The sequence below is a fragment of the Nocardioides maradonensis genome, assembly GCF_054777115.1.
The window spans coordinates 51,700-78,461 of record NZ_BAAHAZ010000020.1 but is presented as its reverse complement, the minus strand read 5'-3'; the positions used below and the strand labels follow the sequence as shown (position 1 = coordinate 78,461).

The following is a 26,762-nucleotide window of genomic DNA, read 5'->3' as shown; positions in this document are numbered from 1 at the left end:
CTACCCCCTATGGGTCAGGTGACCCATAGGGGGTAGCGACCGGTGATGTGTCGGCGGTGAGGGCCACGGTGGGCCGATGGACTACATCTCGGAGCGAGAGTCGGCACGGAAGCTCGCGGCAATCGGCCTCAGCCTCTCGGCCGCTCAGCACCTCCTGAGAACCGGCGTCGCCGGCCAGCCAGTGATGACGACCGCCGCCCGCCTGTACGACGCGAACAGGATCGAGGAGCTTGCGAGGCGCCCGGCGGTGTCGGCTGAGGAGTGTCAGGCGCTGTTCCCTGACGGGTTCCTCGTCGCGCGGCTCCCACGGACTCGCTCGGTCGATGCGGAAGCTGCCTGGCCGGACACGATCGACGCGTTGCGCGGACCGTGGCCGCTGGGGCCGTGGCAGGCGATGACGGTCTACTGCTGGCAGCGTCTCGGACGCCAGGTGCCGTTGCTGTTGTCGGTCTCGGGCTGCGTGATCAGCGGAGCGCTGACGACGGACTTCCGTCGGGCGGACGGCGACGCCCGGCCGCGCGCCATGTGCTTCGAGCTCGCGGCGCCGGGGACGTGGCTGGGCGGGGTGACGGGGCGGATGCTCGGGCTGGGTCGGGGTGCGCCGGTGGAGATCGTCGGTCGCTAGCCTTGCCCGCGTGACAGCAGCGAGTGGTGGCGGGCGCCTGGTCGGTCCGGTCGAAGTGATCGGCGTGGGCCTGATCGGTACGTCGATCGCGCTGGCCTGCAGCCGCGCCGGGCTCGAGGTGCTGCTCAGCGACAAGGACCCCGACCACGTCCGCACGGCCTCGGGGCTCGGGGCGGGCCGGCCCCGGGCCGCGGAGGACATGCCGCAGCTGGTCGTGGTCGCCGTACCTCCGGACCACCTGGGTGCCACGATCCGCGAGGCGCTCGACGCCGCCGGGCCAGCGACCGTCGTGACTGACGTCGGCAGCGTCAAGGAGGCGCCGCTGCGGGCGGTCGAGGACCACCCGCGGGCGTCGCAGTACGTCGGCAGCCACCCGATGGCCGGCACCGAGCGGTCGGGACCGCTGACCGCGTTCGCGGACCTCTTCGACGGTCGGCCGTGGGCGATCACCGCGGGGCCCCGGGCGACGGCCAGTGCGGCGCAGGTGGTCGAGGACCTGATCGCGCTGTGCCACGGCGTCGTCGTGCGACTCTCGCCGGTCGAGCACGACCGCGCGGTCGCGCGGACCTCGCACGTCCCGCACCTGATGTCCGCGCTCGTGGCCGGCACCCTGGCGGGCGCGTCGCCGGACCACCTCGCGCTGTCCGGGCAGGGCGTGCGTGACGTCACCCGGGTCGCGGGGGGTGACGCGCGGCTCTACAGCCAGATCATCGGCGGCAACGCCGAGGCCGTGGCGGCGCTGTTGACCGAGGTGCGCTCGCGGCTGGACCTCGCCATCGACGCGGTCGCGGGCGGTGACCGTGAGGGTCTCGCGTCGCTGCTGCTGCAGGGCAACGTCGGCACCCAGGCGATCCCGGGCAAGCACGGAGGACCGCTGCGGCCGATGACCGCGGTGCGCGTGGCCGTGCCCGACCACCCGGGCGAGCTCGCCCGGCTCTTCGCCGACGCCGGCGACAGCGGTGTCAACATCGAGGATGTGCGGATCGACCACGACCCCGGTCGCGACTACGGCCTGGTCGAGCTGGACGTGGCGACGGCTGCGGCACCGGAGCTGGTGGGCGCTCTCGAAGCGAGGGGATGGGCCGTCCAACGGTAGGATTGCGGCCCGTGGCTCTTCCCGATTCCAGCGCAACGAACCTGGCTTCCCTCGTCGTGGCGGTGGACGGAACCTCCGGCTCCGGCAAGTCGAGCACATGCCGTGCGGTGGCGTCCCGGTTCGGGCTGCGCTACCTCGACACCGGCGCGATGTTCCGCGCGGTCGCGCTGTGGATGCTGCAGCACGACGTCGACGTGAACGACCCGGTCGCCGTCGCGGAGCTCGCGGACAAGCCGACCCTCGTGTCCGGCACGGACCCGGCCGCGCCGACGATCTCCGTGGACGGCGTCGACGTCTCGGTCGAGATCCGCTCCGACGCGGTGAACGCGGCGGTCTCGCCCATCAGCGCCGTACCGGAGGTACGCCGACGCCTGCTCGCCGAGCAGCGCGCGATCATCGACGGTGGCGGCATCGTCGTCGAGGGCCGTGACATCGCCTCGGTGGTGTGGCCCGACGCCGAGGTCAAGGTCTACCTGACCGCCGACCCGGCCGCCCGCGCTTCCCGGCGTGCCGCCGAGAACGGTGGCGCCGACGTCACCGCCACGCAGGAGTCGCTGCTCGCACGCGACAAGATCGACTCCGGCCGTACCGTCGCCCCGCTCACCATGGTCGAGGGCGCCGTGCACATCGACTCGACCGACCTGACCCTCGACGAGGTCGTCGACCGGGTCGCCCAGCTCATCGCCGTACCGAAGGACCACCATGTCTGACCGCTACCAGCCCGTGCTCGCCGTCGTGGGGCGCCCGAACGTCGGGAAGTCCACGCTGGTGAACCGCATCCTCGGGCGCCGTGAGGCGGTCGTGCAGGACATCCCCGGCGTCACCCGCGACCGCGTTTCCTACGACGCGGAGTGGAACGGGAAGGCCTTCACGCTCGTCGACACCGGCGGCTGGGACCCCGACGCCAAGGGCATGGCCGCGATGATCAAGGCGCAGGCCGAGATCGCCGTCTCGTTGGCCGATGCCGTGCTCTTCGTGGTCGACGCGACGATCGGGATCACCGACGCCGACGAGGCGGTCGTCCGGGTGCTCCGGAAGTCCGGCAAGCCGGTGCTGCTTGCGGCCAACAAGGTCGACGACGAGCGGCAGGAGCACGAGGCCGCCGTGCTGTGGAACCTCGGGCTCGGCGAGCCGTTCACGGTCTCGGCACTGCACGGCCGGGGCTCGGGCGACCTCCTGGATGCCATCCTCGCGAAGCTTCCCGACCCGCCGGACGAGGAGGAGACCGAGGTCGGCGGCCCGCGCCGGATCGCCATCGTCGGCCGTCCGAACGTCGGCAAGTCCTCGCTGCTCAACAAGCTCGCCGGCTCCGAGCGGGTCGTCGTCGACAACGTCGCCGGCACCACCGTCGACCCGGTCGACGAGATCGTCGAGCTGGGTGGGCGCGAGTGGCGCTTCATCGACACCGCCGGCATCCGCAAGCGGGTCAAGGAGGCGTCGGGCCACGAGTACTACGCCTGGCTGCGGACCTCGTCGGCGATCGAGCGCGCCGAGGTCTGCGTCCTGGTGCTCGACGCCGAGCAGTCGATCGCCGAGCAGGACCTGCGGATCCTGCAGGAGGTCCGCGAGGCGGGCAAGGCGCTCGTCATCGCCTTCAACAAGTGGGACCTGGTCGACGAGGAGCGTCGCTACTACCTGGACCGCGAGATCGAGCGCGACCTGGTGCAGGTCAAGTGGGCGCCGCGGATCAACATCACCGCCAAGACGGGCTGGCACATCGACCGGATCGTGCCCGCGCTGGACAAGGCGATCGAGGGGTGGGAGACGCGGATCGGGACCGGTGCGCTCAACGCCTTCCTGGGCCGTCTCGTCGCCGAGCACCCGCACCCGGTGCGCTCGGGCAAGCAGCCCAAGGTGCTCTTCGGGACCCAGGTGACGGTCGCGCCGCCGACCTTCGCGCTCTTCACCTCCGGCAAGCTGGACGCGGGCTACGAGCGGTTCATCGAGCGCCGGCTGCGCGAGGAGTTCGGGTTCGTCGGGACCCCGATCGTGCTCAACGTCAAGCCCCGGGAGAAGCGCAAGCGCAAGTAGCTCACCGCCTTGCCATGATCGAACAAATGTTCGATCATGGGTGAATGAGTCTGGCGGTCGTCGAGGAGCTGCGGGGGAAGATCACCGCGCTGCAGGGCGGCCCGACCCGGCTGACCGTCCCGGTGCTGCCGATGTTCGACGGCCTGGTGCAGCTGCGCACCGGTGGCTCGTACGCCGTGGAGTCCGCGTCGCTCGCCATGGCGCTCGCCGCGGGGGCGTCCCGCGCGGGCGAGTGGATCGGGTTCGCCGGCTGGGACGACTTCGGGGTCGAGGCGGCGCACCAGCTCGGCATCGACCTGGGTCGCACCGTCGTCGTACCGGCGCCGGGGGAGCACTGGCTCGAGGTGACCGCGGCGCTGGTCGACGTGCTCAAGGTGGTGGTGCTCCGCCCGAACGGAGGGGTCGACGCGAAGTCCGCGTCGATCCTGGACGCCCGGCTGCGCGCGCGGTCCGGCGTGCTCGTGGTGCACGGCGACTGGCCGCGCTGCGATGCGCGGCTGGCCGACCTCGGCTCGGAGTGGTCCGGTGTCGGTCAGGGGCGCGGCCGGCTGCGGTCGCGGCGGATGCGGGTCGCCGTGGAGGCGACCGGACGTCCGCAGGCTGCCCTCCTCGACTTCCCGCTGGTCGGATGAGGGTGGGCTGATGGCGCGCGTCCTGGTCGTCTGGTGCCCGGACTGGTCGGTGACGGCGGCGCTCGCGGAGGCGGCTGAGAGCGAGGAGGGCGCTGTCTCGTCCCGGTCCCCGGCCGTCGTGCTGTCGGGCAATATCGTCCAGGTCTGCAACCAGGCCGCCCGCGACGAGGGGGTACGCCGGGGCCAGCGTCGGCGCGATGCCCAGTCCAAGTGTCCCGAGGTGGTGCTGCTCAAGGCCGATCCGGATCGGGACGCGCGCTGGTTCGAGCCGGTGCTCGCGGTGGTCGAGGAGCTCCGTCCCGGGGTGGCCCCGATCCGGCCGGGGCTGCTGGCGGTGCGGGCGGCCGGGCGGTTCGGGGCGGGCTCGACCGGCAGCGAGGAGACCGGTGCCGCCCTGCTCGCCGAGCACCTGGTCGACGCGGGTGTCTGGGACTGCCGGTTCGGGGTCGCCGACGACCTCTACACGGCCGAGCGCGCGGCCCGGTCGGCCCCGCTGCAGGGGTGCGTCGTCGTGCGACCGGGGGAGTCGGCCGCCTTCCTGCGTGACCTCCCGGTCACCGTGCTGGTCGACGACGGCGACGAGGGGCGCGAGGTCGCCGACCTGCTGCGCCGGCTCGGGCTGACCCGGCTCGGCGACTTCGGCGACCTCCGCGCCGACGAGGTCAGCAACCGGTTCGGGGCCTACGGCGCCGACCTCTGGCGACGGGTGCACGGGCAGGGCCGGTCGCTGGTCGCGGGCCGGGAGCCGCCGCCCGAGCTGGCCTGCGAGATCGCCTTCGAGCCGCCGCTGGACTCGGCCGAGGCGGTGACCTTCTCCGTGCGCACGACCGCCGAGCGCTTCGTCACCGGCCTCGCCGACCGCCAGCTGGTTGCGGCCGCGGTGCGCATCGAGGCCGAGTTCGACGGAGCCGGTCTCTCGACCCGGACCTGGCTGCACCCGCGCTGCTTCACCTCCCGCGACCTGGTCGACCGGGTGCACTGGCAGCTCCAGGCGGGCATGGCGAGCTCCGGCCTGCGCAGCCGCAAGAGCGCCGGGGCGGTCACGGCGCCGGTGACGCTGGTCCGCTTCCTGCCCGAGACCGTCGAGCCCGCCGGCGACCACGCCGACGGGCTGTGGGGCGGCGGCGCGGAGGAGCAGGTGCTGCGCGGGGTGGCGCGGGTCCAGGCCATGGTCGGGTACGACGCGGTGAGGGTGCCCGTCCTCCAGGGCGGGCGCGGTGCCGCGGACCGCCAGGCGCTGGTGCCCTGGGGCACCCGGCCCGCCGGGCTGCGTGACGTTGCCGAGCCGTGGCCGGGTCGCATCCCGGGGCCGGCGCCGAGCCGGGTGTTCGGCGTACCGCTGGCGGCCGAGGTGGTCGACGAGGCCGGGCGGCCGGTGGCGGTGACCGAGCGCGGTGTGGTGACGGGCGGGCCGGCGCGGTTCCGGGTGGCGCCGGAGCGCCGGGCGTCGCGCTGGTGCGCGGTCGGGGGCTGGGCCGGGCCGTGGCCGGTGGAGGAGCGGTGGTGGCTCGAGTCGGACGCCGGCCGGTCGGTCCGGTTCCAGCTGGTCGGTGTCGACGGCCGCGCGTGGCTGGTCCGGTGGTCCGTCGAGGGGTGGGTCGTGGAGGCGGCGTACGACTGAAGGACGACCCGCGGCCGCTGTGACTTGTCGCACGTTTTTCTGACGCGTAGCGTTGAGGACGTAATTGTTCCGGCGATCCTGGAGTCAGTACATGTTCGAAGAAGCACAGCTCTACTCCCCGGTGACCACCGGTGAGGACGGCAGTGTCACGGTCCACCTCGACGCCGGTCACCCCGGTGTCGACGACCCCGAGTACCGCGCGCGACGCAACGAGATCGCCGCCGCAGCGCTCGCCTGGTCGCCGGGTCAGCCGCTGCCGCGCATCGACTACACCGAGGTCGAGCACGACGTCTGGCGCACCGTGTGCCGCGAGATCGCGCCGCTGCACGAGACCTACGCGTGCCGTGCCTACCGCGACGCCGTCGCGGCCCTGGACCTCCCGCGCGACCGGGTGCCGCAGCTCGACGAGGTCACCGCCGGGCTGAGCCGGCTCACCGGGTTCTCCTACGTCCCCGCGGCGGGCATCGTGCCCTCGGAGCAGTTCTACGGATCGCTCGAGGACGGCATCTTCCACTCCACGCAGTACCTGCGCCACCACGCCGTCCCGCTCTACACGCCCGAGCCCGACGTCATCCACGAGGTGCTCGGCCACGGCAACCTGCTCGCCGACCCGCAGGTCGCCGAGGTCAACCGGCTCGCCGGTGCCGCGGCCCGGCGGATGGAGACCAAGCGCGGCCTGCAGGCGGTCGCGGACGTGTTCTGGTTCAGCATCGAGTTCGGCGTGCTCCACGAGGAGGGCGAGCTGCGCGCGTACGGCGCCGGCATCCTCTCGTCGTACGGCGAGATCGCGGAGTTCCGCGACATGCAGATCCGGCCGCTGGACTTCGCCCAGATGGCGAGCATCGACTACGACATCACGCACTACCAGCCGGTGCTGTTCGCGGCGGAGTCGTTCGCGCACATGGTGGACGCGGTCGGGGAGTTCTTCGCGAGCTGCGACGACGAGACGCCGGATCGGCTCGGCGTGCCGGAGGCCGTGGCCGCCCACTAGCCTCGGCGGGTGAGCATCAACCTGCACGCCGTGCTGTGGCCCATCCACGACTGGCCGACCATGCGGTCGCACTGGGAGCGTGCCGAGGAGATGGGCTTCGCGGGCGGGTGGGTCTACGACCACCTGGCCTGGCGCGGCCACATGCCGTGGGACGACGCCTACGCCTCCCTGGCCGCGGCCGCCGCGGTCACCTCGACGCTGCGGCTCGGGACGCTGGTCACCTCCCCGAACTTCCGTACGCCGATCCCGACCGCCTCGGCGATCCGCACCATCGACCGGATCTCGGCCGGCCGGCTGACCGTCGGCATCGGCGCGGGCGGTGACTCACCGACCTCCGACGGCGTGGTGCTCGGGCGGGAGTGGACGCCGCGCGAGCGCTCCGACCGGTTCGCGGAGTACGTCGCCCAGCTCGACGCGCTCCTCGGCGGGGTCGGGGTGTCGGTGGCCGGCGAGCACTGGTCGGCCGTCGAGGCGCCGATCGGTGCCGGCCTGGTCCAGCACCCCCGGCCGCCGTTCTGGGTCGCGGCCGGCGGCCCGCGCGGTGTCCGCATCGCGGCGCACTACGGCCAGGGCTGGGTGGCGAACCCGAGCTCCGAGGCGCCGTACCTCGAGGTGCGCGCGCAGGTCGGGAGGTTCGAGGCCGCCTGTGCCGAGATCGGCCGGGACAGCGACACGGTCCCGCGGCTGCTGCTCACCGGGTTCACCGAGGAGCCCTGGCTGGAGTCGGTCGACGCCTTCGAGGACCTGAGCGGTCGCTACGAGGAGCTCGGCATCACCGACATCGCCATCCACTGGCCGCGGCCCGACAGCGAGTGGGACAGCGACCCGGGGGTGTTCGAGGCGATCGCCGAGCGGTGGTGCTGAGCGGCTAATCCACGCCGCGGTGCAGGCCGGGCTGGTGCACGCGCACCGTGGAGGCCGGGCTGCCGGCGAGCGCCCGGCCCGAACGCCGGGGCCTGGTCTCGAAGACGCCTCCGCAGTTGGGGCAGAGGCCGCCCAGGCAGCCCACGGCGCAGGCGGTGCACCAGGTGCACTCGAAGCTGCAGATCACCGCGCCGGCGGCGTCCGGCGGCAGGTCGGTGTCGCAGCACTCGCAGGACGGCCTCATCTCCAGCACGTGGACCAGTATCGGGCCATCAGCCGCCCGGGGTCTGGCTGCTGTCGCGGCGGGTCCGCTCCGGGTCCTCCACCCGCTCGTCGGACTCCTCGAGGATCGCCTCCGCCTGGGCGTCACGGTCGTCGCTGCCGGCCTGCTCCTCCTCGGGCAGGAGGTTCTCGGCCCGGGTCGACGCCCTCTCCTCGTCCCTCTGCTCCTGATCGGTCGAGTCATCTGGTGTCGGTGTCATGCAGGGGCGGTACCCCATCGCCCGCCGAGGAGTCGGGTGCTTGACCTTGCCCCGACGGCAAGGTCCAGCGTGTCGGGTGTCCGGCGCGCAGCGCGCCGGGGACGAGGATGGGATCCATGCAGCGGATGACGATCGGCGAGTTCGCCGAGGCCGCGGGGCTGACCCCCAAGGCGCTGCGCCTGTACGACGAGATGGGCCTGGTCGTGCCCGCGGAGGTCGACACCTTCAGCGGCTACCGTCGCTACGACCCCGCACAGCTCGGGCAAGCGCGGCTCGTCGCGCAGCTGCGGCTGGTCGCCATGCCGCTGATGCGCATCCGTGACGTGCTGGACCTCCCGCCGGAGGCACGGTCGGCCGAGCTGGCGTCGTACTGGCGCCAGGTGGAGGCCGACCACGTGTCGCGGCGGCGCAGCATGGCGGTCCTCGTGGAGGAGTCGCGACACGAGGAGGCAGGGATGAGGATCGACGAGGAGCTGGCGGTCGAGGTCGGCACACGACAGGGACAGGGCGGCCGGGCGCTGATGCTCGACGCGGTGATGACCGGTGCCCGGCTGTTCGCGGTCGCGGACGGCTTCGGGGGCGACGTCGGGCTGGCGGCCGAGGTGATGGACGTGATCGCCGGGTACGACGACCTGCACGGGGTGATCGACCCCGTCGCGCTGCTCGAGGAGGTCGTTGCCCGCGCGGCAGCGGTGGTCGCCGGCCGGGAGGGGTCGGGGTGCACCCTCACGGCACTGGTCCTGGGGGCGGACAAGGTGGCCGTCGCGCACGTCGGCGACTCCCGGCTGCACCTGGTCCGCGACGGCGGCGTGCAGCGGCTGACCCGCGACCACACGCTGGTGCAGGGACTGGTCGACGAGGGGCTGCTGACCGCGGACGAGGCGCTGGCTCGGGAGGATCGGGCACAGCTCAACCGCGCGATCGCTGACGGGATGCCGCCCGAGCCGGACCTCGCCGTGGTCGCACGCCACCCCGGCGACCGGTTCGTGCTGACCACCGACGGCGTGCACGCGGTGCTGACCGCCCCGGAGCTGGGAGGTCTGATGACGGCCTGCATGACGCCCGACGAGGTGGCGGCTGCGGTCGAGGCGGCGGTGCTCGCCGCCGGCGCCCCCGACAACTACGGGGTCGTCGTCGTCGACAGTTGACTCGAACAGTTGTTCGATCGATGATGGGGTCATGGGGTGGAACAACCCGCCGGTGCCCTGGCGGGAGATCGAGCGACGACTGTCCGGACGGCCGCCGAGCGAGGCGGCGCGACTGGATGCGCCGGTCTCGCGGAAGCGGGCCAAGCCGGTCGCCGAGCGGATCGAGCGACCGGCCGACGTGACGCCGTACGCCGAACTCCACTGCCACTCCCACTTCAGCTTCCTGGACGGGGCCAGCAGCCCGCGCCAGCTCGTCGAGGAGGCGACGCGGCTGGGGCTGACCGGGATCGCGCTGACCGACCACGACGGCTTCGCCGGGGCACCGCTGTTCGCGGAGGCGGCGACCGAGCAGCAGATGCCGACGGTGTACGGCGCCGAGCTCACCCTGCCCGACAGCCACCTGCTGGTGCTGGCGCGGGGAGTCGCCGGCTACCACCGGCTCTCCGGTGCGATGACCGAGGCCGGGCTGCGGGCCCCGGAGAAGGGGCAGCCGCAGCACGACCTCGACGAGCTGGTCGACCTGGGTCGCGACCACTGGGTGGTGCTGACCGGCTGCCGTCGGGGGAGCGTGCGGCAGGCGCTGGCCCGCGAGGGCGCGGTGGGTGCGGCCCGCGAGCTCGACCTGCTGGTCGACCGGTTCGGCGTCGACGCGGTCGTGGTGGAGCTGATCGCCCGCGACCACCCCGGCGCCGACGACGACAACGACCTGCTCGCCGCTCTCGCCGCCGACCGGCACCTCCCCGTGGTCGCCACCGGCAACGTGCACCACGCGACGCCGGCCGGCCGCCGGCTCGCGACCGCGATGGCGGCGGTGGGTGCCCGCAGCTCGATCGCGGAGCTCGAGGGCCGCCTCGACCTGTCCGGCTCGGCGCACCTGCGCAGCGGTGCGGAGATGCTCGCGCGCTTCGATCGGCACCCGGAGGCGATCCGCCGCTCCGTCGTACTCGCCGAGGAGCTGGCCTTCGACCTGCGCAAGGCATCGCCGAAGCTGCCCAAGCAGGGCATCCCGGTCGGCTTCACGCCCGACAGCTGGTTGCGGCACCTGACCGAGCGCGGGTTCGTGGAGTACTACGCCGGCGAGGAGCACGAGCAGCTGGCGCGAGCGCGGATCGAGCGGGAGCTGCGGGTGATCGCGGACAAGGACTTCGCCGGCTACTTCATCATCGTCCACGACATCGTCGCCTTCGCGAAGAGCAAGGGGATCCTCTGCCAGGGCCGGGGATCGGCGGCGAGCTCGGCGGTCTGCTACGCCCTCGGCATCACCGCGATCGACTCGGTCAAGTTCGACCTGCCCTTCGAGCGGTTCATCTCCGAGCACCGCGAGGAGGAGCCGGACATCGACGTCGACTTCGACTCCGACCGGCGCGAGGAGGTGATCCAGTGGGTCTACGACACCTACGGCCGTCGTAACGCCGCCCAGGTCTGCAACGTCATCAGCTACCGGCCGCGGATGGCGGTGCGTGATGCCGCCAAGGCGCTGGGTTTCTCGCCCGGTCAGCAGGACGCGTGGTCCAAGCAGATCGACGGGTGGGGGAGCACGATCGAGAACGACGACATCCCGCGCCAGGTGAAGGAGCTGGCCGAGGAGTTCCTGTCCGCTCCGCGCCACCTCGGCATCCACTCCGGCGGGATGGTGCTGACCGAACAGCCCATCGGCGAGGTCTGCCCGATCGAGAAGGCCCGGATGCCGGGGCGCACCGTGCTCCAGTGGGACAAGGACGGCTGCGAGACGATGGGGCTGGTCAAGTTCGACCTGCTCGGGCTCGGGATGCTCGGCGCGCTCGACCACACGATGCGGATGGTGGCCGAGCACACCGGCAAGAAGTGGACCCTCCAGAGCATCCCCAAGGAGGAGCCGGCGGTCTACGACATGTTGGGAGAGGCCGACTCGATCGGCGTCTTCCAGGTCGAGAGCCGGGCCCAGATCGGCACTCTGCCGCGGCTCAAGCCGCGCAGCTTCTACGACCTCACCATCGAGATCGCGCTGATCCGTCCCGGTCCGATCCAGGGCGGCGCGGTGCACCCGTTCATCCGCCGCAAGATGGGGCGCGAGCCGGTCACCTACGACCACCCGCTGCTCATCCCGGTGCTGGAGCGGACGCTCGGCGTACCCCTCTTCCAGGAGCAGCTCATGCAGATGGCCGTCGCGCTCGGCAACTGCGACGCCGACGACGCCGACCTGCTGCGCCGGGCGATGGGCTCCAAGCGCGGCATCGAGCGGATCGAGAAGGTGAAGGCCAAGCTCTACGAGGGCATGGCGGAGAAGGGCATCACCGGCGACGCCGCCGACGCGATCTACGTCAAGATCCTCTCCTTCGCCGGGTTCGGCTTCGCCGAGTCGCACGCGCTCAGCTTCGCGCTGCTGGTCTACGCCTCGTCGTGGCTCAAGCTGCACTACCCGGCGGCGTTCCTGGCCGGCCTGCTGCGCAACCAGCCCATGGGCTTCTACTCGCCCCAGTCGCTGGTCGCCGACGCCCGCCGGCACGGGGTCACGGTGCTCCGTCCCGACATCGCGCTGTCGGGGGCGCAGGCGGGGCTGGAGCCGGTGGAGTCCGTCGTACCTGACCAACGCGTTGGTTCTGAGCCGGAAACCCAACGCGTTGGTCAGGTGCGATGGGACGGGGGGTTCGCGGTTCGGCTCGGCCTGGATGCGGTGAAGGGGATCGGGCTGGAGCTCGCCCGGCGGATCGAGGCGGAGCGGCAGGTCGCGCCGTACGCAGACATCACCGACCTCGCACGGCGTACCGGACTCACCTCCCAGCAGCTCGAGGCGCTTGCCACGGCGGGGGCGTTCGAGGGATTCGGGCTGGACCGGCGCCAGGCCCTCTGGATGAGCGGGTACGCCGAGAGCGAGGCCCACCTGCCCGGCACGACCGCCGCACCGGCGCCCCCGACTCTGCCCGAGATGGACGCGATCGACGAGACTCTGGCCGACCTCTGGGCGACCCGGATCTCCCCGGACAAGCACCCGATCGAGCACTGGCGCGAACGCCTGCGCGAGCACGGGATCGTCGCCATCGGCGAGCTGGGCTCGGTCGACGCCGGCCGGCGGGTGCACGTGGCCGGTCTGGTCACCCACCGGCAGCGACCCGGCACCGCTCAGGGCATCACCTTCCTCAACCTCGAGGACGAGACCGGGATGCTCAACGTCGTCTGCTCGGTCGGCGTGATGCGCGCGCACCGCCAGGCCGCCCGCAACCGGGTGGCCGTGGTGATCCGCGGCCGGCTGGAGCGCCAGGACGGCGTCACGAACCTGCTCGCCGACCGGGTCGAGGCGCTCGACGTGCTGCTGCCCGGGGCGGGCTCCGCACTGCAGGCGCGTCAGTCCTCCCGCGACTTCAGGTGAGCGGACGCGAGCGACGACGATCCCACCTTGAACTTCCGGTAGGCGCCGACCGTGATCGTCTTGAGGCCGGCGACCTCCGCGAACGGGATCCAGTAGTACGCGAGGTCGCCGTCGATGATGAAGAAGCTGTCGATGTCGGAGGGCAGGTAGGGGCCGTCGCGTCGTGTGATGCTCGCGACCCAGGACTCATGGGACCGAAGAGTCGTCGTCTTCACCTGGACGCGCTCAGCGGCTCCGGAGCGCCAGACGAGCAGGTCGAACGCGCACGGCTCCAAGGGCCACGAGACCTCGTCGCCGTTCAGCATGAACCAGGCTGCCGCCATCATCGGCGCCGCTCTGCGGAGGCGGGTAAGCGACGGCACCGGAGCCGCTGGCTCGATCGGGGCGTCCGACTGGAGGTGCGCGACGTCGATCCCCATGCGCAGCGCGTGACCCTGGATGGTCGATGTCGCCGAACCGCCCATCAGCCCCAGCCGATCTGCAACCATCGCCCAGCTCGACGACGATGCGATCGCCTCGGACAGCTGTCCGTCGGTCCAGCGTCGGGTGCCGGTGAAGTGGGAGTGGTCGATCCCGACACGCTCTGCATGACGTCGCACCGACCGCATCGCAGAGGCTGATGTGGCCTTCAACCCTAGCTCGCGAAGAACGCCGCGCCACGAATGTGCGACGGAGACCGCGTGGATCAGCTGTTCGTCGGTGTACGTCCGAGATCCACCCATGATCGGCACGCTAGAGCCCGCCCCCGACACTGACCGCAGGCCGATTCAGGCGACCCGGTGTGCCTGCGGTAATGTTTCACCCGCTTGATCTCGACGATCGAGCAACGGGCTGTGGCTCAGCTTGGTAGAGCACTTGACTGGGGGTCAAGGGGTCGCAGGTTCAAATCCTGTCAGCCCGACCGACGAGAATTCGGCGATGCAGGGGCCGTTCCGCACGACGCGGGGCGGCCTCTCGTCATTCCAGCGTCAGCTCGGCCGGTACGACGGCGGCCAGCGCCGCCCGACAGGCGACGATCTGCGGGGCGTTGGCGATCGCTGCCCGGGTCGAGGTGAACACCTCGCGGCGGGGGCGGCCGGGCAGCTCGACCCAGCGGACGGCGGGGCGGCGACGTACCGACATCAGGTCGGGGAGCACCACCACGGCGTTGCCGGTCTCGACCAGGGCGATCTGGGCCTCGAGGTCGTCGGTCTCGAAGCGGACCTCCGGCTCGAAGCCGGCGGCCCGGCAGATCGACTCGGCCCAGGTGCGCGAGGCCGCACCGCGCGGCTCCATCACCCACGGGACGTCGGCGGCGTCGGCCAGCCGGCGGATCCCCTTCCAGCGCGCACCGGTCGGGGGCACCGCGAGCCGCAGCAGGTCGGTGGTGAGGGGCGCCCGGTCCAGCTCGGCGTGCAGGGGAGCGGGGTGGTGCGGGTACTGCTGGGCGATGACCAGGTCGAGCTCGTTGGACCGCGCCTCGAGCAGCGCCTCCTCGGGCAGTCGCTGGGACATGGTGACCTTCAGCCGCGGGTGCTCGGCCGCGAGCCGGGTGAGCAGCTGCGGCATGAAGGCCAGCGCCGCCGACTGGAAGGCGGCGATCTGGACGGTCCCGGACACGTCGTCGCCCAGCGCGGCCACCTCGGCCTGGGCCCGCTCGAGCAGCTCCAGGACCCGGCCGGTGTGCTCGACCAGCAGCTGCGCCGCCGGGGTGAGCTCGACGCGCCGGCCTGCCTTGCGGAGCAGCTCCACACCCACCTCGTGCTCGAGCAGGCTGAGCTGCTGCGAGACCGAGGACGGGCTCTGGTGGAGCACCTCGGCCACCGCCGCCAGGGTGCCGTGGATCGACAGCTCGCGGAGCAGGCGGAGGCGGCGCACGTCGAGCACATCAACAGGTTAGCCAGAGTGATCGATATCGAGAAGAAAAGGTCGCTGGACCTGATCGATCTGCCGGCCGATGATCGAGGTATGGACACCACCCCGCAGGTCGAGCAGCAGGTCGAGCAGCAGGTCGAGCAGCAGGTCCGCGCGTGGCTCGACGCGGCCGCCCGCAAGCCCGTCCACCCGTCCGCCAAGCGCCTGGCCGAGGTCCTCAAGGACCCCCACGGCCTCGCGTTCACCATCGGGTTCGTCGACCGCGTCGTCCGGCCCGAGGACCTCGGCGTGGCCGCGGCGGCACTCCGGGAGCTGGTCGCGATCACGCCCCGCTTCCTGCCGCTGCACCAGAAGCTCGCGCTCCGGCTCGGTGCCCTGCTGTCGCTCGTCGCGCCCTGGCTGGTCATCCCCGTCGCCCGCCGGGTGCTCCGCCGGATGGTGGGTCACCTCCTCATCGACGCCACGGACTCGCGGCTCGGCCGGCAGATCGAGCGCATCCGCAGCCGAGGCGTACGCCTCAACATCAACCTGCTCGGCGAGGCGGTGCTCGGCGAGGGCGAGGCCAACCGCCGCTTCGAGGGCACGCTGCGGCTGCTGCAGCGGCCCGACGTCGACTACGTCTCGATCAAGGTCTCCTCACCGGTCGCGCCGCACGCCCCGTGGGCCTACGACCAGGCCGTCGAGCACGTCGTCGACCGGCTCCTCCCGCTCTACCGGTACGCCGCCGAGCAGTCCGCGGCCGGCTCGCGCAAGTTCATCAACCTGGACATGGAGGAGTACCACGACCTCGACATCACCATCGAGGTCTTCCAGCGGCTCCTCGACCGCGAGGAGCTGCTGCAGCTCGAGGCCGGCATCGTGCTGCAGGCCTACCTCCCCGACGCGATGGCGGCGATGATCCGGCTCCAGGAGTGGGCGGCCGCCCGTCGTGCCCGAGGCGGTGCCCCGATCAAGGTGCGGCTGGTGAAGGGCGCGAACCTGCCGATGGAGCAGGTGCAGGCCGACCTGCACGGCTGGCCGCTGGTGACCTGGGGCTCCAAGCAGGAGTCGGACACGTCGTACAAGAACGTGCTGGGGTACGCACTCACCCCCGAGCGCATCGCGAACGTCCGGGTCGGGGTGGCGGGCCACAACCTCTTCGACGTCGCCTACGCCTGGATCCTCGCGGGTGGGCGCGGGGTGCGCGACGGCGTCGAGTTCGAGATGCTGCTCGGGATGGCCGAGGGGCAGGCCGAGGCGGTCCGCGAGACCGTCGGCGGGCTGCTGCTCTACGTCCCGGTCGTGCACCCCGACGACTTCGACGTCGCCATCGCCTACCTGGTGCGCCGGCTCGAGGAGGGCGCCAGCCAGGACAACTTCATGAGCGCCGTCTTCGACCTCGACCACGACAGCACCCTCTACGCGCGCGAGCGCGACCGGTTCGTCCGGTCGCTGGCAGCCGTCGACGGCTCGGTGCCGCGGCCGAACCGCACCCAGGACCGCCGGCTCCCCGTGGTCCCGACGCCTGCCACGCCCTTCGCGAACACCCCCGACACCGACCCGTCCCTTCCGGGCAACCGCGCGTGGGGGGCGGAGATCATCGCCCGGATCGCCGACTCCAAGCTGGGCGTCGACCTCGTCCAGGAGTACGCCGTCGACACGGTCGCCGGCGTCGGGGAGGTCATCGAGGGGGCGCTCGCGGCCGCGACCGGATGGGCGGCGAGGCCGGCCGCCGAGCGCGCCGCGATCCTGCGCGCCGCCGCCGTGGTCTTCGAGGAGCGGCGGGCCGAGCTGCTGGAGGTCGCCGGCGCCGAGTGCGGCAAGACCCTCGACCAGGGCGACCCCGAGGTCTCCGAGGCGATCGACTTCCTCAACTACTACGCCGAGCGGGGGGAGGAGCTGGAGCGGATCGAGGGCGCGCGGCCCGAGCCGGTGCGGCTGACCCTCGTCGTACCTCCCTGGAACTTCCCGGTCGCCATCCCGACCGGCGGCATCGCCGCCGCGCTCGCCGCCGGGTCGGCCGTCGTCGTGAAGCCCGCGCCGCAGGCGGCGCGCTGCGGCTCGGTCCTGGTCGAGGCGCTGTGGGCGGCCGGCGTGCCGCGCGACGTGCTGCGGCTCGTGCACGTCCCGGAGAACGAGGTCGGTCGCGCGCTGGTCGCCTCTCCGAAGGTGGACCGGGTCATCCTCACCGGCGCCTTCGAGACCGCTCAGCTGTTCCGCGGCTTCCGCCCGGACCTGCCGCTGCTCGCCGAGACGTCCGGCAAGAACTCGATCATCATCACCCCGCACGCCGACCTCGACCTCGCCGTCAAGGACCTCGTCGCCTCGGCGTTCGGCCACGCCGGCCAGAAGTGCTCGGCCGCCTCGCTCGGCATCCTGGTCGGCTCGGTGGCGCGCTCGCGTCGTTTCCGCGACCAGCTCGTCGACGCCGTCACGTCGCTGAAGGTGGGTTTCCCCGAGGACCCGACCACCCAGATCGGGCCGGTCATCGAGCCGGCCAGCGGCAAGCTGCTGCGCGCGCTGACCGAGCTGGCGCCGGGGGAGGAGTGGCTGGTCGAGCCGCGCCGCCTCGACGACGCCGGACGGGTCTGGTCGCCGGGTGTGAAGACCGGTGTCCGTCGGGGATCGGAGTTCCACCTCACCGAGTACTTCGGACCCGTGCTCGGGCTGATCGCCGTCGACTCCTTCGAGGAGGCGATGGAGATCCAGAACGAGACGGAGTTCGGGCTGACCGCCGGGTTGCACTCCCTGGAGCGCGCCGAGGTCGAGCGGTGGATCGAGACCGTCGAGGCCGGCAACGCCTACGTCAACCGCACCACCGTCGGCGCGATCGTGCGGCGCCAGCCGTTCGGCGGCTGGAAGCGCTCGGCGGTCGGCGCCGGCACGAAGGCGGGCGGGCCCAGCTACCTGATCGGGCTCACCGACTGGGCGCCCACCGGCCCGATCGACCTCGAGCGCGCGAAGGCCTTCGACGAGGCGGCCTGGGCCGAGCTCGGTACGCCGAGGGACGTCAGCGGCCTGTTCGCGGAGAAGAACGTGCTCCGGCACCTGCCGGTGCCCGCGACGGTGCGGCTCGAGGCCGACAAGCCGGTCGAGCTGCAGCGCGTCGTCGCCGCCGGGCTGAGGGTCGGTGCGCAGGTGACCGTGTCCCTCGGCGTACCCCTTCCCGAGGAGGTACGCCGAGACCTGGTCGCCCGGGGCGCGACCATGGTCGACCAGGACGCCGCACAGTGGTCCGCCACGTTGCAGGGTCCGGATGCTCCGCACCGAGTCAGGCTGATCGGCGGCAGCCGCGCGACGTTCGCTGCGCAGAGCGGGGGCCGGCCCGACATCGCTCTCTACGCCCAGCCCGTCCTCGAGGCCGGCCGGATCGAGCTGCTGACGTTCCTGCACGAGCAGGCGGTCGCTGTCACCGCGCACCGGTTCGGGTCGCCCACGGACCTGGCCGAAGGGCTGTTCTGAGCGAGCTCAGAGCGCGTCGGCGCCGTACACCTCGAGCCAGGTGAGGCAGGTGTCGAGCAGCCCGGCACGCTCCGAGACGCGGTGGCCGAGCTGCTCCTCGAGCCGGGCGATCCGGTAGCGCACCGTGTTCGGGTGCACGAAGAGCCGCTCGGCGGTCGAGTCGACGTTGAGGCCCGCGCGCAGGTAGGTCAGGGCGGTCTCGCGGAGCGCGTCCTCACCCTTGGCGCCGGTGAGCAGCGGCGCGAGCTCCCGGCGTACCAGTTCGCGGGCGAGCTCGCCGTCGCCGATCAACCCGGCAGCCCCGATGTCCTCGTAGGCGTGCGCGGGTGAGCTCGCGCGGAGCCCGACCCGGTGCGCCGCCTGGGCCTGCAGGTGGCTGGTGCGGAACGCCCCCGGCCCCTTCATCGGTACGCCGAGGGCCAGGTGCAGCCCCGCCTCGCTCAGCAGCCCGTCGACCGGGGCCAGGTCGAGCGAGGGCCGTTCCGCCGTGCTCACCCACCCCCACAGCTCGCGGCTGCCGGCGGGGTGGGCGAGCGGCCGGGGGAGACCGAGGCTCGCGCAGACCTGCTGCGCGACCTCGAACAGCGTCGCCGCCGGGTCCGCGTCCGGCGGCGAGGCCAGCACGAACGCGGTCTGCCACTGGCCGAGGTTGTGGCCGAGGTCGCGGGCGTGGTCGGCGATCGGGACCGCGCCGGAGAGGAGGGCGTCGATCGTCTGTGCCCGGCGTGCCTGCGCGCCGGCAGCGAGCCGGGTCCGCTCGGCGGTGTAGTGCTCGATGAGCTGCTCGATCGCGTCGTCGATCCACTGCTCGGCCCGCAGCCACACCGCGAGGAGCGCCTCGTCGCGTCGCAGGTCCGGCGGTAGAACGGAGGGCTCGGTGCGTTCCATCAGGTAGCGGAAGACCGTCTTGTTCGCGACCCGGTAGACCTTGAGCAGCACGCTGATCTCCAGGTTGCGCCGGGCGATCGAGAGGGCAAGGGCGACCGCGGCGGCCGGGAGGGTCAGCCGGTACTCGTCGGCCAGCCCGACCACGAAGCTGCGCCACTGGGTGCGGGTCGAGGCGTGCAGCTCCTCGGTGAGCGTCGGGTCCGCCGCGATCTCGGGGATGGCCGCCAGGATGTCGTCGTCGATCGCACGCACGAAGGTGTCGACCTCGTCGGGCTTCATCGCCGTCTCGGCGAACTCCTGCAGCCAGGTGGTGAGCGCCGGCGACGGTGCCGCTGCGTCGGTCATGGCCCTCCTTTGGGGTCACCTCCAGGGGACGCTCGACCTTATGGCGTGGGTCACAAGCGGTCCACCGCGGGTCGCGAGCATGCTCGGAGCACCCGTCGAAAGGATCGTCATGCAGGAGTTCGACCACGTCGTCGTCGGCAGCGGCTCGGCCGGAGCGGTGCTCGCCGGCCGCCTCACCGAGGACCCGGCCACCAGCGTGCTGCTGCTCGAAGCCGGCGGCCGGAGCCGTCCCAACCTGAACGTGCAGATCCCTGCCGCGTTCGCGAAGCAGTTCCACACGAAGATCGACTGGGACTACGAGTCCGAGCCCGAGCCGCACCTGGGCGGGCGCCGCATCTACCAGCCCCGCGGGAAGATGCTCGGCGGCACGAGCGGCATGAACGCGATGATCTACATCCGCGGCAACCGGGCCGACTACGACGGCTGGGCCAAGGCCGGCGCGACCGGGTGGTCCTACGACGAGGTCCTGCCCCTGTTCCGCCGGATGGAGACCAACAGCAGGGGAGCGAGCGAGTACCACGGCGCCTCCGGACCCCAGTACGTCGAGGACGCACCCGACCCGCGCGAGGGCTCCCGTCAGCTGGTCGAGGCCATGGCCGAGGTCGGGCTGGGGCGCACCGACGACTTCAACGGGGCCCAGCAGGAGGGCGCCTCGCTCTACCAGCGGTTCACCCGGCGCGGGCAGCGCTGGACGACGTACGACGGCTACCTCGCGCCGCACCGCAAGCGGCCCAACCTGACGATCACCTCCGGCGCGCACGTGCACCGCGTGCTCGTCGAGGACGGGCGTGCCGTCGGCGTCGTCGCCCGGATCGGCGGGAGGCTCGAGACGATCCGCGCCCGCCAGGAGGTGATCCTCAGCGCCGGGGCGTACAACACCCCGCAGCTGCTGATGCTGTCCGGCATCGGGCCGGCGGACCACCTCGCCGAGCACGGCATCACGCCGGTGGTCGACAACCCGCACGTCGGCGCGCACCTGATGGACCACCCGATGTACCTGGTCAACTGGGACAGCAGCCACCCCGACAACCTCGGGTACGCCGAGAAGCCCGGCCAGCTCGTGAACTACCTGCTGCGCCGCCGCGGGATGCTCACCTCGAACATCGGCGAGGCCGGGGCCTTCTTCCACACCAGCGTGGCCGACGACGCCCCTGCGATGCAGATGATCGGCGCCCCGGTCTACTTCTGGCAGCACGGCGCGGCCGAGTACGACGGCACCGCGATCGCCATCGGTCTCTCGCTGGTCGGCGCCCGCTCCGAGGGCTGGGTCCGCCTCGGATCCGCGGACCCGGAGGCCAAACCGCTCATCTGCAACAACTACTTCGCCGATGCTGGTGACATGCAGTCGATGGTCGAGGGGATCGAACGGGCGCGTGAGGTGCTGGCGTCCCGGACGATGCGCCCGTTCGCGAACCACGAGATCCACCCCGGTCCGTCGTACGGCTCGAGCCGCAAGGACCTGGAGGAGGCGATCCGGCAGGGCGTGGAGCACACCTACCACCCCTCGTGCACGGCGCGGATCGGTGCCGAGGGTGACGGCGTCGTCGACGCCGCCCTGCGCGTGCACGGTGTCGCGGGCCTGCGGGTCGTCGACGCGTCGGTCATGCCGCGGGTCACCCACGGCAACACGCACGCCCCCACGATGCTGATCGGGGAGAAGGCCGCCGACCTGATCCGGAGCGGCGCCTGAGGGGGTTCGGTCAGACGCCCTACGCTGGCGGCCGTGGGTGCCGATCATGACCACGGTGTCGCAACCGACGCGGACCGCCGCCACCTGACGGCGGCGCTGGCCCTGCTCGTCGCCTACATGGCGGCCGAGGTGGTCGTCGCGCTGCTCACCGGGTCGCTGGCGCTGCTGTCCGACGCGGGGCACATGCTGTCCGACGCGGGCGCGATCGCGGTGGCCTTGTGGGCGATGCGGCTCGCGGCCCGCCCGGCGGCGGGGGAGTGGACGTTCGGCTGGAAGCGGGCCGAGATCCTGTCGGCGCTCGGCAACGGCGTGACGATGCTCGTGATCGCGGCGGTGGTCGCGGTCGAGGCGGTCCGGCGTCTCGTCGACACCTCGCCGGACGTGAAGGGCGGCCCCGTCCTGGTCGTCGCCCTGGCCGGCATCGTGGTCAACGTCGCGGCGGCCTGGCTGCTGGCCCGCGCGAACCGCAGCAGCCTCAACGTCGAGGGCGCCTACCGGCACATCCTCACCGACCTCTACGGCTTCATCGGTACGGCGGTCGCGGCCGTCGTCATCCTCACCACCGGCTGGGTCCGCGCGGACGCCGTCGCCTCGCTGGTGGTGGTCGCGCTCATGCTGCACTCCGGCTGGGGCCTGCTCCGCGACTCCGGGCGGGTGCTGCTCGAGGCGGCGCCCGCCGGCACCGACCTCGAGGGGATCCGGCAGCACCTGCTGCGCGTCGACCACGTGCACGACGTGCACGACCTGCACGTGTGGACGGTGACGTCCGGCCACCACAGCCTCTCCGCCCACCTCGTCGTGGACGACTCGTGCTTCAGCGACGGCCACGCACCGCAGATCCTGGACCGGGTCCAGCTCTGCCTGGGCGGCCACTTCGACGTCGAGCACTCGACGTTCCAGCTGGAGCCGCGCTCGCACGCCGAGCACGAGCACGGCATGCACTGACCGCCGCTGGTCAGGCCACCGCCCACTTCTCGGCCGCGGCCTCGTCGAGCGTCAGCCCGTGGCCCGGGCGCCCGCGGTCGGGCTCCAGTCGACCGGACTCCGGCTCGAGGCACCCGTCGAGGAGGAGCTGCTCGACCCGGACGTGGTCGTGGAACCACTCGAGGTGCCGCGGGTGCCAGACCGAGCAGCACGCGTGCGCGCTGACCTGCGGTGCGCAGTGCGCCGAGACGTCGACGCCGTACGCATCGGCGAGCGCGGCGACCCGGCGGAAGCCCGTGATCCCGCCGCACCGCGTGACGTCCGCCTGGAGGCAGTCCACGGCGCCCTCCTCGAGCAGCCGCCGGAAGTGTGGGAGGGCCCACCCGTACTCGCCCGCGGCGATCTCGAGGCCGCCGGTCGTCGCGTCGCGGACCGCTCGCAGGCCGGACACGTCGTCGCTGCTGACCGGCTCCTCGAACCACCGCACGTCGCGGCGGGCGTAGAGCTGGGCCCAGCGCCGGGCCTGCCCGCGGGTCAGGGCACCGTTCGCGTCGACGTACAGCTCGACGTCGGGACCGACCGCCTCCCGCGCCACGCGGACCCGGTGCTCGTCGAGGTCCGGGCGGCGACCGACCTTCATCTTGACGGCCCGGAAGCCGCGCTCCGCCCATCCCTCCAGCTGGCGCGCGAGGCGGTGGTCGGAGTAGCTGCAGAACCCGCCGCTCCCGTACGCCGGCACCGACGCGTGGGTCGCGTCCAGCGCCACCGTGAGCGGTACGTCGAGCAGCCGCGACTTCAGGTCCCACAGCGCGATGTCCAGCGCGGAGACCGCCATCGCCGCGATGCCGCTCTGGCCGAGGTTGCGGATCGCCGACCACATCGCCGACCACGCTCCGCCGACGTCGAGCGGGTCACGCCCTCGCACCGCGTCCGCGAGCACTCCTTCGACGACGCCGGCCGCAGCCGCGTCGCAGTAGGTGTACCCCAGACCGGTCACGCCGTCCGCGGTCGCGGTCACGAGCACGATCGTCGTCGCGTCCCACTCGAGGGTGCCGTCGGACTCGGGAGCGTCGGTCGGCACCGTGCAGGCGCGGGCGGTGACGCCGGCGATCCCGGGCACGGCGCTCACATCGCGGCGACGTCCGCCGAGGTGGCGCCGTGGTTGACGGCCTCGAGCAGCGCGGCGGTGAAGGCCGGGAGGTCGTCCGGCCCGCGGCTGGTGATCAGGTTGCCGTCGACGACGCAGCGCTCGTCGACCCACTCGCCGCCCGCGTTGAGGATGTCGGTGCGCAGGCTGGGCCAGGAGGTCAGCCGCCGGCCGGCGAGGACGTCGGACTCGACGAGCGTCCACGGCGCGTGGCAGATGGCCGCGACCGGCTTGCCGGACGCCAGGAAGGCGCCCGCGAACGCGACGGCGTCGGCGTCGGTGCGCAGCTGGTCGGCGTTGGCGACCCCGCCGGGGAGCACCAGGGCGGCGTACTCGTCCGCGGAACCGGCGTCCTGCAGCCCTTCGGCCGGCATCGAGTCGACGCGGTCGAGGTGGTCGAACAGCTCGGCGTCGCCCGGCTCCGGTGCCAGCAGCACCGGCTGGTAGCCGGCATCCGCGACCGCGTCCCAGGGGGCGGTGAGCTCCACCCGCTCGATGCCCTCGTTGGCGACCAGGAAGGCGATCTTCGTGTCGGTCATCTGCATCCTCCGTCGATCCGTTGGCAGGTCGCCTCCGCCGTACCCCGTGCCTGGGATCCGACACGCGTCGGCCAGGACAGGCACGGGAGAGGGTCTCAGCCGGCCTGGGAGATCGCGTCCTTCGTGCGGTCGACGATCGCCGCGAGCGGCAGGGTCAGCACGGTCGCGATCGTGTGCCCCGCGGTCCTCGGGTGCGGACGGGTCGGCGCGAGATCCTCGGTGGCGAGGAGCATCCGCCCCATCGACTGCCGCTCCTCGGCCGTGCACCCGGCCAGGATCGCCGGGAACTCGTCGCGCTCCTCGGCCTCGGCGTGGGCGTCGACCGACTTCTGGAGCTCGGTGAGCAGGGCGTGGAACTCCGCGCTGCCGGAGTCCATCCGCTCGAGCTCGGCGAGCACCTTGGTGGCCTCGGCCTCCTCGTCGACCCGCGCCTCGGCGACGTCGCTGCCGGCCACCTTCTTCGATGCCGGCCGCAGCACGAGCTGCTCGGCGGTCTCGTGCACGACGAGCGTCGCGCGCAGCTCGGCGAAGAGGTCCGCGCGTGCCTTCCCGATCGCCTCGTGGACGTCGGTGAAGAGCGTGCGGATCCGGGCGTGCTGCTCGAGCAGCATGCGGATCACGTCTCCCTCGGGAAGCTTCGCGGCCTGCTGCATGTCCTCCGTGGCGTCACCCATCAGGTCCTCCTGGGGGTCGGTGGATCGTTCTTCGGACACGGGCGCGGTACCCGGTGGTCGGGGCGCCATGCAGCGGGCCGGAGCGGGCAGGTTTGCGCCATCGGGCCATGGGCACCGCGCAGCCGTGGATACCTTCCGTGCCCAGCGCGAGACGTTGAAGTCCGCGGCGACCACCCTGAAGCGGGCAGAGATCCCGTTCGCCCTCGCCGGGGGCTACGCGGCGTGGGCCCGCGGCGGTCCGGAGAGCACCCACGACGTGGACTTCGTCGTCCAGCCGGACGACAGCGCGTCGGCGCTGGCGGCCCTGGCAGCCTCCGGTCACGAGCTGGTGGACGCCCCGGAGGACTGGCTGGCGAAGGTACGTCGGGACGGGGTGACCGTCGACGTCATCCACCGGCTCACGATGGGCGACGTCGACGAAGGGCTGCTCTCGCGCAGCGACGAGGTGAGCGTGGACTCGGTGATGATGCCGGTGCTGTCCGCCACCGATCTGCTGCTCTCGCGGCTGCTCGCCCTCAGCGACCACTCCTGCGATCTCTCCGCGCCCCTGGCCTGGGCCCGGTCCCTCCGCGAGCAGATCGACTGGGAGTCCGTGAGCCGGAAGGTCGGGGACAACCCCTTCGGCCAGGCCTTCCTGGGGCTCGTGGAGGCGCTCGGGATCCGCGGCGGGGGCGACGATGCGCGCTGACCCGATCCGGATCGCGGCCGTCGGCGACGTCCACCTCGGCGAGGACCTCCGCGGCCGCTATCGCCCGGCCGTCCAGGAGCTCGAGGGCAAGGCCGACGTGCTGCTCGTCGCCGGGGACCTCACCCAGCACGGCACGGTCGACGAGGCGGCCGTGGTCGCCGAGGAGCTCGGGGGAGCGCCGGTGCCCGTGGTCGTGGTGCTCGGCAACCACGACTACCACTCCGGCGTCGAGGGCTCGATCACCTGGCTGCTGGAGGACGCCGGCATCCGCGTCCTGGAGGCCTCGGCGACCGTCGTCGACACTCCCGCCGGGACCTTGGGCATCGCCGGTGCCAAGGGCTTCTGCCTGGGCTTCAGCGGCCGGTGCGCCTCGGACTTCGGCGAGCCGGAGATGCGCGCGTTCACGCGCCACGGCATCAGCGCGGCCGACGGCCTGCGGCAGGCGTTCGATGGTCTCGACGCCGACGTGCGGGTCGCCCTCACCCACTTCGCCCCGGTCGACGACACGCTGCACGGCGAGCCTGTCGAGATCTGGCCGTTCCTGGGCAACTACCTGCTCGGCGAGGTGGTCGACGACGCGGCAGCGGACCTCGCGATCCACGGGCACGCCCACGCCGGCGCCGAGAAGGGACTGACGGCGGACGGCCGCCCGGTCCGCAACGTCGCCCAGCCGGTCATCCGGGCGGCGTACCGCATCTACGAGGTGTTCCCAGGAGGCACACGATGAACGAGTCACGCGAGGCGCGACGGCTGGAGCGCGCCCTGGTCGACGACGAACGCACGCATGAGCTCGGGGTGCACGTGCTCGCGGTGGGGGACCGGATCGTCGCTCAGGGCGAGGTCGCGTCCGAGGAGCGTCGGCAACGGGTGCTGGCGGTGCTGCGCGAGGCGGCGCCGGGGCAGCAGGTCGACGACCAGCTCACGCTGAGTGCGGAGCCGGTCGAGCCGCCGTCCGGGCGTGAGCGCCTTCCGGGACCGGGTGCTCGGTCGGCAGCGGCCCACCCGCCGGAGCCGGGTGACGCGACGCGGCACCACGGTTGAGCGCGAGCTCGCCACCGAGGTGACCCGCGGCGGCCATCACGCCGGCACCCGCGAGGGCGCTGAGCGTGCCGCGGCCGTGGTGACCGCGCAGGCGCAGCAGGGTGGACTTCGCGTACAGCGCGATCGCCGCGCCGTTCCCGGCCGCGTGGATGACGCCGAGCCGCCGGTCCTCGCCCTCGAGCCGGCTCCAGTCGGCCAGGCCGCTGGCCGCCGTCGGTACGGCGGACAGCACGCCCAGGCCGCACAGGATGGTCCGGGCCCGCCGCGACTTCGGGCCGCCCAGCAGGTCCAGCACGCTGGTGGCGGTGAGCAGCCCGATCGGTACGTCGGTCAGCACCGGGTGGGCAGCGTGGTTCAGCCAGCCCTCCCCGCGGAGGACCCCGGCGTACCCGGAGGAGTCGAGGGCGTCGGCGGCCCTGCTGTAGAGGGGCTCCAGCAGGCTCGCGGCGCTGGAGGCGGCGAGGCGCTTGAACAGCTCGGTCTGCGGGTCCAGTGAGTTCATGGGTACGCCGTACCCGCCCGCCCCCGGCACATGCGGCAGCCCCGGTCCGGGTACCCGGAACGGATGACACACGTCCAGGAGAGCGGCCCCGCGGCGCGGTCGGGGTCGCGCTGGCGCCGACGCTGGCGAGACGCTCGCCGAGCCCGTGTCCGTCGTCCGGTCGCCGCTCTGCTCCTCGGGTTCCGGCACCCGG

The 26,762-nt window shown here is 72.6% G+C and carries 25 protein-coding genes and 1 tRNA gene; 16 read left to right on the top strand and 10 right to left on the bottom strand.

Annotated features, from left to right (window positions below):
* Positions 1-76 precede the first annotated feature (76 nt).
* From ACYVAQ_RS20115 to ACYVAQ_RS20080, 8 genes are all read left to right on the top strand, one after another.
* Positions 77-625, top strand: a complete 549-nt coding sequence (locus ACYVAQ_RS20115; RefSeq protein ID WP_460792286.1) for a hypothetical protein — start codon at positions 77-79, stop codon at positions 623-625.
* A 10-nt stretch (positions 626-635) separates the two neighbouring features.
* Positions 636-1,721, top strand: a complete 1,086-nt coding sequence (locus tag ACYVAQ_RS20110; RefSeq protein WP_460792285.1) for a prephenate dehydrogenase — start codon at positions 636-638, stop codon at positions 1,719-1,721.
* An 11-nt stretch (positions 1,722-1,732) separates the two neighbouring features.
* Complete coding sequence (cmk, locus tag ACYVAQ_RS20105) at positions 1,733-2,431, top strand: (d)CMP kinase (RefSeq protein ID WP_460792284.1); 699 nt, start codon at positions 1,733-1,735, stop codon at positions 2,429-2,431.
* Complete coding sequence (gene der, locus ACYVAQ_RS20100; RefSeq protein ID WP_460792283.1) at positions 2,424-3,752, top strand: ribosome biogenesis GTPase Der; 1,329 nt, start codon at positions 2,424-2,426, stop codon at positions 3,750-3,752. The genes cmk and der overlap by 8 nt, the downstream gene beginning before the upstream one ends.
* Before the next feature lie 44 nt (positions 3,753-3,796).
* A complete protein-coding gene (locus tag ACYVAQ_RS20095) occupies positions 3,797-4,384 on the top strand; it encodes a hypothetical protein (RefSeq protein WP_460792282.1) in 588 nt (195 codons plus the stop codon).
* A 10-nt stretch (positions 4,385-4,394) separates the two neighbouring features.
* Positions 4,395-6,005 (top strand): DNA polymerase Y family protein, encoded by a 1,611-nt coding sequence (locus ACYVAQ_RS20090; RefSeq protein WP_460792281.1) that lies wholly within the window; start codon positions 4,395-4,397, stop codon positions 6,003-6,005.
* Between the two features lie 91 nt (positions 6,006-6,096).
* Positions 6,097-6,996, top strand: a complete 900-nt coding sequence (locus tag ACYVAQ_RS20085; RefSeq protein WP_460792280.1) for a phenylalanine 4-monooxygenase — start codon at positions 6,097-6,099, stop codon at positions 6,994-6,996.
* 9 nt (positions 6,997-7,005) lie between these two features.
* Entirely contained in the window at positions 7,006-7,860 is an 855-nt protein-coding gene (locus ACYVAQ_RS20080; RefSeq protein ID WP_460792279.1) for an LLM class flavin-dependent oxidoreductase, read from the top strand.
* Between the two features lie 4 nt (positions 7,861-7,864).
* Here ACYVAQ_RS20080 and ACYVAQ_RS20075 read toward each other — a convergent pair whose 3' ends face one another.
* Both ACYVAQ_RS20075 and ACYVAQ_RS20070 read right to left on the bottom strand, forming a co-directional pair.
* Positions 7,865-8,104: a DUF1272 domain-containing protein gene (locus ACYVAQ_RS20075; RefSeq protein ID WP_460792307.1), complete on the bottom strand. Its 240-nt coding sequence runs from the start codon at positions 8,102-8,104 to the stop codon at positions 7,865-7,867.
* A 28-nt stretch (positions 8,105-8,132) separates the two neighbouring features.
* Positions 8,133-8,342 carry a hypothetical protein gene (locus ACYVAQ_RS20070; protein ID WP_460792278.1) on the bottom strand — a complete coding sequence of 70 codons (210 nt, stop codon included), beginning with the start codon at positions 8,340-8,342 and terminating at the stop codon, positions 8,133-8,135.
* A gap of 116 nt (positions 8,343-8,458) precedes the next feature.
* Between ACYVAQ_RS20070 and ACYVAQ_RS20065 the strand changes: the two genes are divergently transcribed.
* Positions 8,459-9,490 (top strand): MerR family transcriptional regulator, encoded by a 1,032-nt coding sequence (locus ACYVAQ_RS20065; RefSeq protein WP_460792277.1) that lies wholly within the window; start codon positions 8,459-8,461, stop codon positions 9,488-9,490.
* A 31-nt stretch (positions 9,491-9,521) separates the two neighbouring features.
* The gene (locus tag ACYVAQ_RS20060) at positions 9,522-12,836 is read left to right on the top strand and encodes an error-prone DNA polymerase (protein WP_460792275.1); all 3,315 of its coding nucleotides are present in this window, start codon (positions 9,522-9,524) and stop codon (positions 12,834-12,836) included.
* Here ACYVAQ_RS20060 and ACYVAQ_RS20055 read toward each other — a convergent pair.
* Complete coding sequence (locus tag ACYVAQ_RS20055; protein ID WP_460792274.1) at positions 12,812-13,435, bottom strand: PDDEXK-like family protein; 624 nt, start codon at positions 13,433-13,435, stop codon at positions 12,812-12,814. The genes ACYVAQ_RS20060 and ACYVAQ_RS20055 overlap by 25 nt on opposite strands.
* A 228-nt stretch (positions 13,436-13,663) precedes the next feature.
* Between ACYVAQ_RS20055 and ACYVAQ_RS20050 the strand changes: the two genes are divergently transcribed.
* Positions 13,664-13,737, top strand: a tRNA-Pro gene (locus ACYVAQ_RS20050).
* Between the two features lie 56 nt (positions 13,738-13,793).
* On the opposite strand, the gene ACYVAQ_RS20045 is transcribed toward ACYVAQ_RS20050, so the two are convergent.
* Positions 13,794-14,702: a LysR family transcriptional regulator gene (locus tag ACYVAQ_RS20045; RefSeq protein WP_460792273.1), complete on the bottom strand. Its 909-nt coding sequence runs from the start codon at positions 14,700-14,702 to the stop codon at positions 13,794-13,796.
* Between the two features lie 81 nt (positions 14,703-14,783).
* Between ACYVAQ_RS20045 and ACYVAQ_RS20040 the strand changes: the two genes are divergently transcribed.
* Positions 14,784-18,131: a bifunctional proline dehydrogenase/L-glutamate gamma-semialdehyde dehydrogenase gene (locus ACYVAQ_RS20040; RefSeq protein ID WP_460792272.1), complete on the top strand. Its 3,348-nt coding sequence runs from the start codon at positions 14,784-14,786 to the stop codon at positions 18,129-18,131.
* 6 nt (positions 18,132-18,137) lie between these two features.
* On the opposite strand, the gene ACYVAQ_RS20035 is transcribed toward ACYVAQ_RS20040, so the two are convergent.
* Entirely contained in the window at positions 18,138-19,364 is a 1,227-nt protein-coding gene (locus ACYVAQ_RS20035) for a PucR family transcriptional regulator (RefSeq protein ID WP_460792271.1), read from the bottom strand.
* Between the two features lie 109 nt (positions 19,365-19,473).
* Here ACYVAQ_RS20035 and ACYVAQ_RS20030 point away from each other — a divergent pair, with 109 nt between their 5' ends.
* Both ACYVAQ_RS20030 and ACYVAQ_RS20025 read left to right on the top strand, forming a co-directional pair.
* On the top strand, positions 19,474-21,054 hold the full coding sequence (locus ACYVAQ_RS20030; RefSeq protein ID WP_460792270.1) for a GMC family oxidoreductase: 1,581 nt from the start codon (positions 19,474-19,476) through the stop codon (positions 21,052-21,054).
* Between the two features lie 84 nt (positions 21,055-21,138).
* On the top strand, positions 21,139-21,999 hold the full coding sequence (locus ACYVAQ_RS20025; RefSeq protein WP_460792306.1) for a cation diffusion facilitator family transporter: 861 nt from the start codon (positions 21,139-21,141) through the stop codon (positions 21,997-21,999).
* Positions 22,000-22,009: 10 nt separating this feature from the next.
* Here ACYVAQ_RS20025 and ACYVAQ_RS20020 read toward each other — a convergent pair whose 3' ends face one another.
* The 3 genes from ACYVAQ_RS20020 to ACYVAQ_RS20010 form a co-directional block, all read right to left on the bottom strand.
* A complete protein-coding gene (locus ACYVAQ_RS20020; RefSeq protein ID WP_460792269.1) occupies positions 22,010-23,098 on the bottom strand; it encodes an enolase C-terminal domain-like protein in 1,089 nt (362 codons plus the stop codon).
* Positions 23,099-23,103: 5 nt separating this feature from the next.
* Positions 23,104-23,664 (bottom strand): type 1 glutamine amidotransferase domain-containing protein, encoded by a 561-nt coding sequence (locus tag ACYVAQ_RS20015; RefSeq protein WP_460792268.1) that lies wholly within the window; start codon positions 23,662-23,664, stop codon positions 23,104-23,106.
* 95 nt (positions 23,665-23,759) lie between these two features.
* The gene (locus tag ACYVAQ_RS20010; protein ID WP_460792267.1) at positions 23,760-24,338 is read right to left on the bottom strand and encodes a hemerythrin domain-containing protein; all 579 of its coding nucleotides are present in this window, start codon (positions 24,336-24,338) and stop codon (positions 23,760-23,762) included.
* Positions 24,339-24,462: 124 nt separating this feature from the next.
* Here ACYVAQ_RS20010 and ACYVAQ_RS20005 point away from each other — a divergent pair, with 124 nt between their 5' ends.
* Together ACYVAQ_RS20005 and ACYVAQ_RS20000 are read left to right on the top strand one after the other, a co-directional pair.
* Complete coding sequence (locus ACYVAQ_RS20005) at positions 24,463-25,026, top strand: nucleotidyltransferase family protein (RefSeq protein ID WP_460792266.1); 564 nt, start codon at positions 24,463-24,465, stop codon at positions 25,024-25,026.
* Positions 25,016-25,753, top strand: a complete 738-nt coding sequence (locus tag ACYVAQ_RS20000) for a metallophosphoesterase family protein (RefSeq protein ID WP_460792265.1) — start codon at positions 25,016-25,018, stop codon at positions 25,751-25,753. Before ACYVAQ_RS20005 ends, ACYVAQ_RS20000 begins: the two co-directional genes overlap by 11 nt.
* A gap of 5 nt (positions 25,754-25,758) precedes the next feature.
* On the opposite strand, the gene ACYVAQ_RS19995 is transcribed toward ACYVAQ_RS20000, so the two are convergent.
* Entirely contained in the window at positions 25,759-25,890 is a 132-nt protein-coding gene (locus ACYVAQ_RS19995) for a hypothetical protein (protein WP_460792264.1), read from the bottom strand.
* 55 nt (positions 25,891-25,945) lie between these two features.
* Positions 25,946-26,569 (bottom strand): DUF2231 domain-containing protein, encoded by a 624-nt coding sequence (locus ACYVAQ_RS19990; protein WP_460792263.1) that lies wholly within the window; start codon positions 26,567-26,569, stop codon positions 25,946-25,948.
* Between the last annotated feature and the right edge of the window lie 193 nt (positions 26,570-26,762).

What these genes read in the sequence shown, in the direction of transcription:
- ACYVAQ_RS20085 (WP_460792280.1), top strand. Translation starts at nt 6,097, where the DNA reads ATGTTCGAAGAAGCACAGCTCTACTCCCCGGTGACCACCGGTGAGGAC.
- der (WP_460792283.1), top strand. Translation starts at nt 2,424, where the DNA reads ATGTCTGACCGCTACCAGCCCGTGCTCGCCGTCGTGGGGCGCCCGAAC.
- ACYVAQ_RS20040 (WP_460792272.1), top strand. Translation starts at nt 14,784, where the DNA reads ATGGACACCACCCCGCAGGTCGAGCAGCAGGTCGAGCAGCAGGTCGAG.
- ACYVAQ_RS20070 (WP_460792278.1), bottom strand. Translation starts at nt 8,342, where the DNA reads ATGACACCGACACCAGATGACTCGACCGATCAGGAGCAGAGGGACGAG.
- ACYVAQ_RS20090 (WP_460792281.1), top strand. Translation starts at nt 4,395, where the DNA reads ATGGCGCGCGTCCTGGTCGTCTGGTGCCCGGACTGGTCGGTGACGGCG.
- ACYVAQ_RS20035 (WP_460792271.1), bottom strand. Translation starts at nt 19,364, where the DNA reads ATGACCGACGCAGCGGCACCGTCGCCGGCGCTCACCACCTGGCTGCAG.
- ACYVAQ_RS20030 (WP_460792270.1), top strand. Translation starts at nt 19,474, where the DNA reads ATGCAGGAGTTCGACCACGTCGTCGTCGGCAGCGGCTCGGCCGGAGCG.
- ACYVAQ_RS20000 (WP_460792265.1), top strand. Translation starts at nt 25,016, where the DNA reads ATGCGCGCTGACCCGATCCGGATCGCGGCCGTCGGCGACGTCCACCTC.
- ACYVAQ_RS20010 (WP_460792267.1), bottom strand. Translation starts at nt 24,338, where the DNA reads ATGGGTGACGCCACGGAGGACATGCAGCAGGCCGCGAAGCTTCCCGAG.
- ACYVAQ_RS20075 (WP_460792307.1), bottom strand. Translation starts at nt 8,104, where the DNA reads ATGAGGCCGTCCTGCGAGTGCTGCGACACCGACCTGCCGCCGGACGCC.
- ACYVAQ_RS20115 (WP_460792286.1), top strand. Translation starts at nt 77, where the DNA reads ATGGACTACATCTCGGAGCGAGAGTCGGCACGGAAGCTCGCGGCAATC.
- ACYVAQ_RS19990 (WP_460792263.1), bottom strand. Translation starts at nt 26,569, where the DNA reads ATGAACTCACTGGACCCGCAGACCGAGCTGTTCAAGCGCCTCGCCGCC.
- ACYVAQ_RS20065 (WP_460792277.1), top strand. Translation starts at nt 8,459, where the DNA reads ATGCAGCGGATGACGATCGGCGAGTTCGCCGAGGCCGCGGGGCTGACC.
- ACYVAQ_RS20015 (WP_460792268.1), bottom strand. Translation starts at nt 23,664, where the DNA reads ATGACCGACACGAAGATCGCCTTCCTGGTCGCCAACGAGGGCATCGAG.
- ACYVAQ_RS20095 (WP_460792282.1), top strand. Translation starts at nt 3,797, where the DNA reads ATGAGTCTGGCGGTCGTCGAGGAGCTGCGGGGGAAGATCACCGCGCTG.
- ACYVAQ_RS20060 (WP_460792275.1), top strand. Translation starts at nt 9,522, where the DNA reads ATGGGGTGGAACAACCCGCCGGTGCCCTGGCGGGAGATCGAGCGACGA.